11 protein-coding genes are annotated in these 13,043 nt (G+C 66.9%); all 11 read right to left on the reverse strand.

Annotation, left to right across the window (positions count from 1 at the left end; all coding sequences use genetic code 11):
* Window positions 1–3 precede the first annotated feature (3 nt).
* Window positions 4–2,349 (reverse strand): eCIS core domain-containing protein, encoded by a 2,346-nt coding sequence (locus AB7531_RS12590; RefSeq protein WP_063981956.1) that lies wholly within the window; start codon window positions 2,347–2,349, stop codon window positions 4–6.
* A complete protein-coding gene (locus tag AB7531_RS12595) occupies window positions 2,346–2,579 on the reverse strand; it encodes a hypothetical protein (protein ID WP_063981957.1) in 234 nt (77 codons plus the stop codon). Before AB7531_RS12595 ends, AB7531_RS12590 begins: the two co-directional genes overlap by 4 nt.
* On the reverse strand, window positions 2,576–4,549 hold the full coding sequence (locus tag AB7531_RS12600) for an ATP-binding protein (protein WP_231142752.1): 1,974 nt from the start codon (window positions 4,547–4,549) through the stop codon (window positions 2,576–2,578). Before AB7531_RS12600 ends, AB7531_RS12595 begins: the two co-directional genes overlap by 4 nt.
* The gene (locus tag AB7531_RS12605; RefSeq protein WP_441279963.1) at window positions 4,546–5,895 is read right to left on the reverse strand and encodes a DUF4255 domain-containing protein; all 1,350 of its coding nucleotides are present in this window, start codon (window positions 5,893–5,895) and stop codon (window positions 4,546–4,548) included. Before AB7531_RS12605 ends, AB7531_RS12600 begins: the two co-directional genes overlap by 4 nt.
* A complete protein-coding gene (locus tag AB7531_RS12610) occupies window positions 5,892–6,422 on the reverse strand; it encodes a hypothetical protein (RefSeq protein ID WP_187387983.1) in 531 nt (176 codons plus the stop codon). Before AB7531_RS12610 ends, AB7531_RS12605 begins: the two co-directional genes overlap by 4 nt.
* A gap of 113 nt (window positions 6,423–6,535) precedes the next feature.
* On the reverse strand, window positions 6,536–7,240 hold the full coding sequence (locus AB7531_RS12615) for a hypothetical protein (RefSeq protein WP_199877126.1): 705 nt from the start codon (window positions 7,238–7,240) through the stop codon (window positions 6,536–6,538).
* An 8-nt stretch (window positions 7,241–7,248) separates the two neighbouring features.
* Window positions 7,249–7,773, reverse strand: a complete 525-nt coding sequence (locus AB7531_RS12620; protein ID WP_063981960.1) for a phage tail protein — start codon at window positions 7,771–7,773, stop codon at window positions 7,249–7,251.
* A gap of 24 nt (window positions 7,774–7,797) precedes the next feature.
* Window positions 7,798–9,318, reverse strand: a complete 1,521-nt coding sequence (locus AB7531_RS12625; protein WP_063981961.1) for a phage tail sheath family protein — start codon at window positions 9,316–9,318, stop codon at window positions 7,798–7,800.
* A 36-nt stretch (window positions 9,319–9,354) separates the two neighbouring features.
* On the reverse strand, window positions 9,355–9,723 hold the full coding sequence (locus AB7531_RS12630; RefSeq protein ID WP_063981962.1) for a hypothetical protein: 369 nt from the start codon (window positions 9,721–9,723) through the stop codon (window positions 9,355–9,357).
* Between the two features lie 244 nt (window positions 9,724–9,967).
* A complete protein-coding gene (locus AB7531_RS12635) occupies window positions 9,968–10,750 on the reverse strand; it encodes a LuxR C-terminal-related transcriptional regulator (protein ID WP_063981963.1) in 783 nt (260 codons plus the stop codon).
* A 245-nt stretch (window positions 10,751–10,995) separates the two neighbouring features.
* Window positions 10,996–13,005 carry a putative bifunctional diguanylate cyclase/phosphodiesterase gene (locus AB7531_RS12640; RefSeq protein ID WP_063981964.1) on the reverse strand — a complete coding sequence of 670 codons (2,010 nt, stop codon included), beginning with the start codon at window positions 13,003–13,005 and terminating at the stop codon, window positions 10,996–10,998.
* Between the last annotated feature and the right edge of the window lie 38 nt (window positions 13,006–13,043).

Raw genomic sequence — 13,043 nt, forward strand, 5'->3', positions numbered from 1 at the left:
CGCTCAGCCTCCGATCTTCTTGACGTCGCCCTGGAAATAGGCGGCGTAGAGGTTGCGGATGCCGACGACGTTGACGAGCTTCACCGCCTCCGCATACGAGGAATAGCGTCGGCGTGATGCCGGCTGCACGGTGATCGGTTTGAGCTTTGCATATGCGGGGCCCTCAACCGCCTCGCGCAGCTTGGGATCGTTGACCCGCGGTGCGACATTCTCCCAGGCGATCTCGTCGAAGAGCGAATCGACGCCTTCGATCAGCGTATTGTTTTCGTTGGAGCCGTCGCCGAAAGTATTGGCGAAATTGTCGTATTCCGTGGTCCGCAGCGTGTGGATATATTCGTGGATCAGCGTCTGGAACATGTCCCACAGGAAATCGCGATCTTTGTCCGAGTCGGCCTTCTTGAAGATCTGGATGTTGATGTCGCCGAGATTGGCGGAGGCATCCCAGCCGCGGTCGATTTCGTTCAGCTTGTCGACCTGCGCGGCCGTGCTGGTGAAGTCGTCGGCGATCTGGTCGAGGATGATCGCCTCGTCGCCCACGGGATTGTTGCTGGCATCGAAATGCGGTGAGGCATTGAGCTTGCGATTGATGGCGCGCACGCGGTCGTTGGCCTGAAAGAAATACCGCATCAGCGCCTTCGCCTTGTCGCGCTTCTCGGTGCTGTCCATGCCCGCGAGCTCGGCCTCGGTCTCGGCGAACAGGTCGTGGATGTTGCCGCGCGCGCCGAGCGTATCGGCTTTCAGCTCGGGATGCTTCGACTGGTCGTAGTACTCGCCGAACACCTTGTCGGTTTCGTCCTTGCTGGCCTTGCCGATCCGCTCGAACTCCGCAAGCTGGTGCACCTTGTTCGGATCGCCGTGCTCCGCGGTCCCCTTGTCCTTGACCATTTCATCCCAGTAGTCCTGGATCATGCCGGGCATCAGCAGGCGCAAGGCGTCGTCGTACTTCTTCTTGCCCGCCGGGGAGTTGTCGAATGGCAGCGGGCTGCTGGGGTCGGGCCTCAGCGCCACCGCGATGTCTGCCTTCTTCGCGGCATCGGGTTCGACCGTCGTCGACAGATCGCCGGCGCTGGTGATCAGCGTGACGTCGCGGAACACGCCCTGAAGCATGACGTCGTATTTGTCGAGGATCCTTTCCGTCGCGTCAGCCTGCTGTTTGAGCGTTGCTTTCTTCGCCGGATCGCTTTCGTCCTCGGCCTGGTCGCTGAGGAGGTCGAACCGGCGGGCGATGTCGGCGCGCTCGCGGCCGAGTTCCTCCGTGGCCTTCGCCCGCTCGGCCGGCGCGAGCGCGAACACCTCCGCGGCGATGGTGGCGACCTCGTCGTGGCCCGCTGCCGTCGCAATCCGGATCTTGATGGCCATGGCATCGTAGGCGAAGGTCGGCGCGCCCTTGCCCGGTTCGCCCAGCGGCTCGACGTCGCCCTTGGCGAGCGCGTCGCGTCCGCCGCGAAAGCGGGTTGCGAAGAAGCGCTTCAACCTCTTGTACTCGGCGCCGTCGATGTCGGATTCGAGCTCGGTGACGCTGAGTTTGCCTGAACCGAACATGATCCTCAGTGCGGCGATATCGCTCAGCTCGAGCAGGTCGAGGATCGCGTTCTCGTCGTCATCAAGTGTGGGGCCGTCCTGCATCTCCAGGATCAACAGCGCCTTTTGGACTGGATCGAGCTTGAACTCGGCCTGGCCGGCTTTCCACCGACGGACGATCGCACGCGCCTTGTTGTCGCTGTCGAAGCTGCCTTCGATCGCGGCGGACTTGGTGATCTTTTCGAGATAGGCGAGCAGCTCCTTGTCGCCGAAATTGCCCTCGGCGCCGAAGAACACGGCGATCGATTCGTACCAGGCGAGCCGCTGCACCGCCGCCGGCGACACGGTCGCGCCGCGCTGCTGCACGACATGGGCGAGCTCGTGCGCCAGAATGTGCCGGCCACGTGGGCTTTGCGGATTGTATGCGCCGTCGCCGAACACGATGTGGGCGCCCGCGGTGTAGGCGGTTGCGCGGATCGCACGGGCCGAGGCTGCGGCCTGCGCGTCGGTGTGGATCCGCACATAGCTGAAGTCGGACCGGAATTGGCGTTCCATCGTCTCGCGTGTCGGAGCGCCGAGTGGTGAGCCTGCCGATCCGACCACCGCGGATACCGCGCCCGGCGCGGCCTGTCCCGTCGTGCCAGCAGAGCGTGGAAGCGGCGACAGCACCGGGGCCGGGCCAGCCGGCTGCGATGGCCGCAGGGCGTTCTCGGCCGCGTGCTCGGCTTCGCTCTCGAAGCGGTCGCGGGCCGGACGAAGCTCGAGCGAAGGCGCATGGGCCGGCGAGGATTGCTTCGGCACTGCCTTTGGTGCGGCATGCACGGTCATAGCTTGCCTCGCGGAGCGCCGGCGCCGGATGTCGTGGTCAATCGTGCCGCGATCCGATCGGCGACGGCGCGCGGCGCCTCGGCATGGACGGCGCTCGCCTCGTTGGCGGACCCCGTGAGCCGCTGTTGCAAGGCCTGTCCGATTGCGTCGGCAAGTCCCGCAGCTTCGGAGTGTCGCGACGCATCGACGACGAGACGTCCAATCCGGATATCGATAGCGGCGTGTTTCATGGCCCGACTCCCGGCCAAGGCCGCTCGAGCTTGGAGAACTCGGCACGCACCGCGGCATTGATCGCGTCCTGCTCGATCCGTCCGCCGCCGGCGGCGGCCAGGAAGGCGGCGTTAAGCGCGATGGCGCGGATGTTGCCGCCGGTCAGTTGCAGTCTGGCGAGGCCTGCGAAATCCACCTCGCCGAGCGGTGCATCGGAGGGGAACTGCATGCGCCACAATGTTTCGCGCGCGGCAGCGTCAGGGTAGGGGAACTGGACCACGTAGCGGATGCGGCGCAGGAAGGCGCGGTCGAGCGCGCTCTTCATGTTGGTGGTGAGGATCACGAGCCCGCGATAGGTCTCGATCCGCTGCAAGAGGTAGGCGATCTCGATATTAGCGAAGCGGTCATGGCTATCGCGCACCTCGCTGCGCTTGCCGAACAGCGCATCGGCCTCGTCGAACAGCAGGATGGCGCCGCTGGTCTCCGCGGCCTCGAACAGCCGGCTCAGATTCTTCTCGGTCTCGCCGATATATTTGCTGACCACGCTGGCAAGATCGATGCGGTAGAGATCAAGTGCGGCCGCGCTCGCGATCGCTTCGGCCGCGTAGGTCTTGCCGGTGCCGGATTCGCCGGCGAACAGCGCGGCGGTTCCGAGCCCGCGGCCGTTATGCGCGGCAAAGCCCCAGTCGCCATGGACGCGCGGCCGGTGCTGCAATTCATTCGCGATGGCGCGGAGCTGCGCGGTTACCACCGGGGGCGCGACCAGGTCGTCGAAGCCAACGCGGCTGTCGATCCGCTGCGCCAGCGTGTCAAGCCCGCCGCGCACCGCGGCGCGGCAGAGCCGCCATACCGCCGGCCCGAGCAGAGCGGGATCGGCCTGGGTCTCGGCGAGGGCTTCGGTGACCACGAGGCGCAGGTCGGCGGCGGGGACGTCGAACTGCCGCAGCGCCGGGCGCAGCGCGGCTGCGAGCGCGGCGGCCTGCTCGCGCGTAAGCCCGCGCAAGGCTGCGACCTGCCGCGCGGCGGCCGGGGCATCGGCGACCTGGAGCCGCAGCATGCGGCGCTGCCGCAGTCGCGACAAGCGGGCCGGCTCCGGCGCGTTGAGCACGATCGCGGGTCCCATCAGATGGGCGAGCAGCGTCATCGCATGCGCCTCGGCATCCGCCGCCTCGATCGGGCGGTCGAGCTCGAGCGCGATGATGGCATCCGAGAGCGCGGCCTCGCGGTCGAGCAGACGGGCGATCTCGGCGAGCTCGCGCGGATCGTGCGGCAGGTCGCGGGCGTGCAACCACAGGCCGTTCGCACCGAGGCAGGCGAGCGCGGCGCGCGCGAGGTCGCGCTGCGGCTCGATCTCGCCGCGAGCGTGACCCAGGGTGGCCAGGGCGGCCGCGCCCGTGCCGAGCGCGTGCGCGATCGTGTTCGCCTGTGGTGTATCGGGCTCGATGGATCCGACCGGCTCGCAGCGAACGAGCCCGATCAGGCGGGCATCCATCGCGGGGAGGCCGGTCAGGTAGTGCAGCACGCGCTCGTCGATCTGGATCGGGCGGCGCGGCGGCGCCTCGCGGCCCTCGCATGCGATCAGGCGCCAGCGCCGCAACGGCCGGAGCGGCGAGAGCGCATCCCAATGTGGTTCGCTCAGCATCTGCATGGCGAAATTGAACGTCGGCTGCGTGCTCGCGATGGCTTCGGGCGCTTGCGCCATCGCCACGCCGACGAGGCGACGCAGCGCACTGTCGAGCTCGACGCCGGCCGCGAGCAGCACGACGTCGCGCTCGAACGCCGACAGGCCGAACAGCTTGGTCAGCGCCTCGAGCGCGGGCTCGAAATCATCGGCGCATTCCGGCGGAGGCGGCTCGGCGTTGGCCGATGTATCGCGCAACTGCCGTGCGAGGCGCCCGCGCAGCGCAGCGAACTGCGCCGCCAGCCAATGCTGGTTGCGGCTGGCCCAATCGAGCACGGGCTGCGCTTGCGGTCTGTCGTGCATGTTCATGGCGGCACGCTCAGGGTTTGCGAGGCATCGAAAGCGGGCGCATCGCCGCTGAGAACGAGCAGGAGGCTGTCGACGCCGTCGATGCGCAACCGCGCCGGATAGGCCCCGGCGGGAAGCGTCGCGGGGAAGTCGAACACCAGCGGATCGGTGGCCGCGCTGCGCGGTTTGGCGGTGGCTTCCGCCGTGCCGAGGACGAGGCTCGCGCGCTGCCGCGGCTGCACCTGCGGCCGCGAGAATAGGGTGGCCGTGACGCGCAGCGGCGCAGTCTTGCGCAGCACGGTCGCTGCGGACAGCGAAAGTCCGGCATCGGCTACAATGACCAGTGCTGGGGCGATGACCAGGGCCACCGCGTTGGTCTCGCGCTCATTGGCTTCGCCGGCCGGCAGCAGGCGCAGCGTGAGGCTCCATTGCCCCGGCGCGAGCGCTGCCTGCGCGGCAGCATCGTTCGGCAGCGTCACGGTGAGCTCGGTGCCGTCGTCGTTGGGTGCGCCCGGCACCAGTTCAAAAGGCGCCGGAAATAGCGGGTGCGCCAGCCGCACATGAAAATTGCTGCCGCTGAGGCGAATGCCGGAGAGCGCCACGGGCTCGCCAAGCCGTGCGCCGGCCTGCTTGTTCTGCGGCGTCGCCGCAAACAGCGTCGGCAGCGGAGGCAACGTGTCGGGATTGACGACGACGCCGCGGTCGCGCTTGGTCGCGGGATCGATGATCCCGCGCGACAGCACCGGCAGCGGCGAGACTGCGGGCTTCGTGGCTTCGATCAGCACCACCGACACCACATAGGCGGCCGTCGGCCGGTAATGCGACTGGATGGCCGCCCATAGTCGTGACATCTCCTCCGGCCCCATCACAGCCGGCGTGATCTTGATCAACTCGGCCTGATCGGCAAGGTCGGCGGCAGCGAGCGCCTGGAACGCTGGCGGCAGCATCGCGACGTCGAGCGGATTGGGATTGAGCGCGCGCTGCACCGCGGCGCGATCGAGCACCGGGCGCTCGTGCAACAGATGCATCCCATAGCCGAGCAGGATTTCGGCCTGGCAGTCGACCCGCGCGTAGGCCGTCAGCAGATAGTGCAGGTCGAGTGCGAGCGGTGCGTTGGTCAGTCGCTCGCCGCTGGTCGAGGACCGCGACGGCAGGGAGCGGTTGCGCCAGCCCGGGTTCGGCGTCACCTGATGCAGGAACAGATTGAGCCGCGGCTGCTCTTCAGGGCTGGCGAGGTCGATCGTGTCGGGCGCAACCGCACTGACATTGACGGTGCCGCCGACCGCGGGCCCGGCCTCGATCAGCCCGTTGTCGAGCAGGTTGCGCAGCACTGCGCTGACCGCGCCGATCGCGAGCGGCGAACTCATGCGCGGCCTCCGGGTCCAGGGCGGCGCAGATAGTCGGATAGCGACACCGACGGCTTTGATGCGGGCTTAACGGCGCGTGCCGTGCGTGGGGGCTCCGGCGAGCGGATGTCGATGCGGTCGATCGTCACCTTGATCACCGGCGGTGTCTCGCGCCGGCGCTGCGCCTGGCCGGCGAGCACGGTCTGGCCGAGCGGAAGCGCCGGCGGTGTTGCAGCTTCGTTTCGGGGGCGGGGCGTGTCGCGCAAGACCGTGTCACGCGGCTGTGTGCCGCGCGGCGGATCGCGCGGGTCGGCAGGCAGAGGGGCATCGACAGGCGATCTCGACGGCGCGTCGGTCGATTGAAGCGGCGGCGCGGCAGCTGCGACCTTGGCCTCGAGACGCAACGGTGCGCCTTCGTTGTCCGGCTCCATTTGTCTGCGCTGCGGCGCCTGCACGCCAGTGGCAGGATCGTCTGCGCCGGTGATGTTCGGCAATGCCGCCGGCGAGGATGCCGGTGTCTGCCTTTCATCCCGTGTCGTCTCGTGCATCGGAGCATCGTCATTCCGGGGCGGGGCGGCAAAACGCGGCGGCAGGGCAACGCGTGCCGCGCCGGGAATCGGTTCGCAGCGGCCGATGCGTGCAAGATTTTGCAGGAGGCCCGTCATGACGCGCCCGCAAGTTGCAGGTAGGCGGCGCGGCGGGTGTGCGGCAATGCCAGCACCTCGGCTTCGCTCCAGCCATATTCGCGCGCGAGCGCGTCGACTTCGAGCAGGGTACGCTCGGCCGCCGCCTGCACCTCGGCCCAGAGCGCCGGCGCGATGTCGATCACGGCCTGCCAGGCGTGGCCGCAATCGGGGCAGTCGAGCGCAAAACTGAGCACCGCTCCGGGATCGCAACGTTCGAGCTCGGCTTCGACCCTATGCAGGATGTCCTGCGCGGCCGGCGGCGCGTCACCGAGGCAGCGCGCGAGCAACAGTTTTGCCGCGGCGGCGGAATCGCAGGTCGCGGCGAGGCTTGCAAGATCGGAAAGCGTCGGCAGCCGCAGCGCCAGCTCGCGGCCCCCGTTCGTGATACGCGGCGGCACGGCGTCAGCCGGTGGTGCAAGTCCGTCCGCGAGCACTGCGCTGTCCGCCGTGAACTCGCAGTCGGTGTGACAGGTGGGGCAGGCGGCGCGCAGCCGCCACGGCGCGCCGAACAATCGCGTGCGCAAGGCCAGCAGAGCGGCATTGCCTGTGCCGATCGAGTCCGTCGGCGCTGCGCCCGCCGCCGCGAACAAGGCATCGTCGCGCTGGCGCTGCGCGCGGCCGGCGGCCCGGTCCCACATCGCCAGGATGTCCTGCTCGCGTTGTGCGGTGGCGGAGAGCATGAGCGGTCTCAGGCCGGATCGGTGAAAGTGGGCTCGGACGGCTCGGCGACGGCTTGATCGCGCTCCCATCCCTCGTTCTCCAGCTTGATGTGCTGGATCGCCACCGCATTGGCGTTGGCGTCGAGATCGGGTAGCGACTGGTATTCGGAGACCCAGCAGCGGTAGATCTTGTAGGCGAGCGCGAGCTGCCCGGCTTCGTTATAGACCTCGAGGATGATGTCCTTGCGGAAATCCTTCAGCGAGACCTCGGCGCCAAGTCCTGCGCCGAAATGCCAGACCTTGTTGGCCCATTTCTCGAACTCGGTGTCGTGGGTGACACCGCGATCGAGCGTGATCGCCTCGAACTTGCTGCGGCCGGGCGACTTGCGTCCCGTCGAGGGATCACCGCCCTCGCGGTGCTCGACCACCTCGGTGGTGCGTTTCAGCGCCGACACCTTGCTGATGCCGGCGACGTAGCGGCCGTCCCATTTCACGCGGAACTTGAAGTTCTTGTAGGGATCGAAGCGCTGCGGATTGACCGAGAACTGTGCCATTTGCTTGCCTCAGGTGTCTTTGCCTCAGGTTGGAATGTCGCCGGCGATCTGCTGGATCTTGATGACGACGAACTCGGCGGGCTTCAGCGGCGCGAAGCCGACGATGATGTTGACGATGCCGAGATTGATGTCGGCCTGCGTCGTGCTCTCGCGGTCGCATTTGACGAAATAGGCCTCGCGCGGCGAGCGGCCCTGGAACGCGCCCTGCCGGAACAGGCCCTGCAAGAAGGCGCCGATGTTGAGCCTGATCTGCGCCCAGAGCGGTTCGTCATTGGGCTCGAACACCACCCATTGCGTGCCGCGGTAGAGGCTCTCCTCCAGGAACAGCGCCATGCGCCGTACCGGAACGTATTTCCATTCCGAGCCGCGGTCGTTCTGGCCGTGCAGCGTGCGCGCGCCCCAGACCACGTTGCCGTAGACCGGCAGCGTGCGCAGGCAGTTGACGCCGATCGGATTGAGTTGGCCGTTCTCGGCGTCGCTCAAGCTCAACGCGAAGCCGACGCCGCCGTTGACGCTGGCATCGGTGCCGGCCGGCGCCTTCCAGACCCCGCGCGTGGCGTCGGTTCGGGCGTAGACGCCGGCGACGAAGCCGCAAGGTGGAAAGTCGCGCACGACGCCGGATTGCAGTGGATCGGCCTGCATCACCCACGGGTAGTACAGCGCGGAGAAATTGCCGTCCGAGCCGGTCAGGCCGGCCTCGCCGTTGGCGCCGCTCATGTTGGCGACGGTCTCGTTCTGGAGGCTGTCGATGATCAGGAACGCACGGCGGACGTGGCAGCGTTGCTGTAGCTTGGCGAGTGCGCCCTGGGTTGTTGAATTGACGTTGGTGAGGCCGGGCACGCAGACCAGGTTGAAGATGTCGATACGATCGACGATCCCGCCGGTCGCGAACAGCGGATCGATCGCGCTGACGAACGGACCGTCATTGGCGGAGAGGACCGTGCCATCGGCTCCGCCCGCAAGTGGTTTCGTGGCCGGGGTCGGGACCGTCGTTGACGCCGTGGTCAGCTTGTCCATGAAGGCGGAGCGGCCGTTGACGACGCTCGGCGCGTAGCGCGGATCCGCCTTGTTCATCGACAGGTCCTGGAACGTCTCCACGATGTCAGTGCTCGGCGACGGGCCGATGACGTCGAGCCGGAAGCGGGTGCTGTCGTCCGCGCGTAGCGTCAGTCGGACGCTGTAGGAGTTGGCCCACAGACCCGGCGAACTCGCCTCGATACCGAGATCGTTGATCGCGCAGGTCGCGGTCTTCGCGTCGTTGGCGGGCGTTCCCGAATTGAACAGCGCGATCCGCACGACGTAGGCGTCGCTGCCGCCGTTGTCGAAGAATTGGCGCACGGCGTAGCCGAGATTGGCGCGGCGGTCGAGCCCGCCATAGGCGCGCTCATAGTCGGCAAAGCTCGAGATGCGCACGGCACGGTCAACGGGGCCGCGCGGCGCCCAGCCGATGAACAGCGCGATCGACGTCGCCACGCCCGAGATCGAGCGCACGCCGCTGGAGATTTCCTCGATATAGACGCCGGGTTGCAGAAGGGCTGAGGGCATGTCGGCTCCTGTGATTTGGCGGTCCGTCTTCCTTGGTCAGACCGCGGCGATGGTCTTGCCCAGCCGGCGCGCGCGCCGCTGGCGCGGCCTGCGCCTCGGGCCGGGCGGATCCCGAATGGCTTCCGACAGGGATTGCGTCGTGATCTCGGTGATGGCCGTGCGGTGCGGCCGCAGCTCGTAGAGCGCGCCGCTTTCGCCGCTTGCGACGATGGTGACGACCTTCATCCGCGGCCGACTGTGCAGAAGGCTTGCGAGGCTGTCGCGCTCGTCCGGTGCCTTCTGCGCCACCACGAGAACGTCGGCCCGGGTGCGGCGTGCCTCCGCCGCCAGATTGGCGTCGTCACTCGTCCCGACTATGGACAACGCCGGATCTTTCGCGACGACATGCTCGAGAAGATCGGTCATCAGCCTCGGAAATCCCGCAATGAGGATGCGTCTCTGTCGCAATGGCCACCTTTGCGGTGAGCCTTGCACAAGGCGCGACGGCGCGACTGAGCCAAAAGGTCTAGCGAGGATGGAGCTGATGGTCCGGACCATGCCCGCGGTGGTGAGACCGCGATGACGCAAACGGGCGCGCGCTTCACCGCGACATGGCGGCTTCGCGCGCGATGCCGGCCCGTGCCGGCTCGGAGGATCTAGGCCGAAAGGTCTAGCGGGTCTGGATCCGCGACGATGCAGGCGCGGGCGCGCCGTTCGCGTGCAGATGCTTGCTGATCTCGCCGCGCCGGCGAATCTGCAATTTGCTGAGCACGTTGTGCATGTGGTTCTTCACCGTCGAATTGCGGATCCGCAAGGCTCGTGCGATCTCTTTGTTCGACAGCCCTTCGCCGACGAAGCGAATGATCTCGTGCTCGCGTGGTGTCAGCGTGTCGACGCCGGCGGCCGGCGCTCGCGTGACGGTCCGCGCGGAGAGCAGCGCGAGCCGGCCGAACAGGGCGGCGGCGACTTTGGGTGAGCACACGAGCTCGTCGCGCATCGCGTTACGGACGGCGGCGACGACGTCGCTGATCGAACCCTCGCGCAGCACGAAGCCGGACACGCCGGCCTCTGCGCAGGCCAGGATGTCCTGCTCGGCCTCGGCGACCGCAATGGCGACGACCTTCAACGCCGGCGTCAGCGCGCGGCAGGCTGCCGATTGCTGCAAGCCCTGCGGCGTCGCTATGTCGACCAGCAGCACCTGCGCGCCGCTGTCGACGACTTGCTCAGGCAGGGTCGCAAGATCGCCGTGTCCGGCGATGCGTAAGCATTCCTGCCGGGCCAGGCAGGAACTGAGGCCTTCGCAGAGCAGGCGCACATCGCTGAGGATGAAGAGGCTGATGGGTATGAGGCTGCCGCCGTCCGGCTCGGCGGGCGGCGGTGATGCATGCGAAGCGGTGAGGTGGGAATGCGGCGGGGCGTGGCGCCCTGCCGAAAATGACGCATTGGACGACATGCCTGCCTCCCGATTGCCAACTCACAACCGTGTTTGCCGCCGCGCCCAGTTGAAGGCCACCAAGATCAAAAAGTTGTATATTAAATATCTTTCCCCTTGAAATTGAGTATCGCGCGTTTTGGCGTCGCTGACAAGCACCGACACGGCATCCCGGCATGTCGGGGGCGTTTCGACGCATGTGAAGCGGACGATTGACAGGCAGCAATTTAATTTATCAGCGCTACGCGTGCGTAGAGATCTGGACTTCAGGCCACGATCTTGGCGCCGGCGTCGCCGAGACGCTGGCGTTCCTTTGCGAGATAGTCGCCGATCGCATCGCCCGACATCGGCTTTGCGAAGTAGTAGCCCTGGATGAAGTCGCATCCCAGGCGGCGCAGGCTGTCGAGCTGGGCGCGGGTTTCGACGCCCTCGGCGACGCAGGCGATCTCCATGTCGTCGCACAGGCCGGCGAGAGACTTGATGATCTTGTGACTCACCGGATTTTCGTTGATGTCGGCGACGAAGCTGCGGTCGATCTTGATCTTGTCGAGCGGCAGCCGATGCACGTGGCTCAGCGAGGAATAGCCGGTGCCGAAATCGTCCAGTGAAATGCCGCAGCCCATTGCCTTCAGCGTCGCGATCGACTGCTGCGCGCGCACGAAGTCGAAGGTGACGGCGGTCTCGGTGATCTCGAAGTCGATCCGGTGCGGCGGCAACCCGCTTCTCTCGATGATCGAGATCAGCGGCAGAATGCCCTCGGCTGCGCAGACATCGTGAGCGGAGAGGTTGAACGACAGGCGGATGTGGTCGGGCCAGGTCCTTGCCGTCGCGAGCGCGCGGACCAGCAGCGCCTGCGTCAGCGGCCGGATCAGGCCGATGCGCTCTGCGGCCGGAATGAAGTCGGCCGGCGAGACTAGGCCGAGGCGGGAGCTGCGCCAGCGCGCCAGGACTTCGAAGCCGGCGGTGTGCTCGCTCATCGCGTCCACGATCGGCTGGAACACCAGGTCCATCTCGGTGCTGAAATCGGCGGTGCGGAGCAAGTTCTCGATGACGCCGCGGCTGCGGATCTCGGCCTCGAGCTCGCTCGAGAAGATCACGGTGCGGCCGCGCAGATGGCGCTTGGCGTGATAGAGCGAGTAGTCGGCGCATTCATAGAGAGCTTCGGCGCTGGTCGCCGAGCTTGGGAACAGCGCGAAGCCGATCGAGCAGGACAGCCCGGTATGGGCGGTGTCGAGCTGGTAGGGCAGCTTGACCTGTTCGCCGATGCGCTGGCCGAGCCGCATCAAATCGTCATCTTCAGGATCGCCGCACACCACGAGGCCGAACTCGTCGCCGCCGAGCCGGGCAAATTCCACTCGCTGCGGGCCGAAGCCTTCGCAAACTTCGCGGATGCGGCGCCCGGCTTCGATCAGGACGCGATCGCCGACCGAGTGGCCGTAATTGTCGTTGATCGGCTTGAAGCCGTCGAGATCGATGATCCCCACCGCGACGCGAACGCGCCTGCGCTCGGCGTCGGTAAAGGCGCTCGACAGCTCGGCGAAGAAGCGGCGGCGGTTCGGCAGCTCGGTGAGGGAATCGAGATTGGCGAGGCGGAAGTTCTCGTCCGAGAGCGCTTGCGTCGCCGCCTGCTGCGCCAGCAGCGATTTGCGGCTCGAGACGAGATCGGCGAAGTCGCGATAGTAGATGAACAGCACCGTCACCATCGCGCCGGAGACGAGAAGGTTGTTGACCGCGATCGCCTTCAGCGTCGGTTCGCCGGTGGCCCAGAAGAACAGCACATAGGGAACGTCGACGACGAGCGTCACGATCAGCGCCGCGGAACGCAGATGCATCAGCGAAAAGATGCAGCCGATCACGGTCACCGCCATGTAGAAGGCGACCTGGCTCTTGGCGAAGGCATCGCCGTAAGGGTACAGCGCAAAGGACCATGCGGTGAAGCCGGCGCCGATCGGCAATGTCATCCAGTTGGTGGCGCGCAGATTGCGCAGGATATCGGCATCGCTGCGCACGAGGTGCCGCTGGCGTAGCCACCAGAAGGTCCGAAGCGCGGCGAGCACGGTGAGCACGCTCGGCACGATCATCGTCAGCCAGTCCGGCGCCACGTTGACATAGGTATAGGCAACCGCGATCGTGTTGCTCATCAGGATGAAATAGAGCAGCGGGATCTGCTTCGAGAAGGCGTCGAACTGCGCGCGCGTCAGGTCCGGGTTGTCGGCCGGCACGCGAAACAGCCGCATCGCAGCGGCGAGCTGAGACTTCAAATTGACGACAGGCATTGCAATACGCGCCCCGGATCCCTTCAAAACGGCGGCGA

This window comes from Bradyrhizobium sp. 63_E2_N1_3, from assembly GCF_052076005.1.
Taxonomy (GTDB): domain Bacteria; phylum Pseudomonadota; class Alphaproteobacteria; order Rhizobiales; family Xanthobacteraceae; genus Bradyrhizobium; species Bradyrhizobium barranii.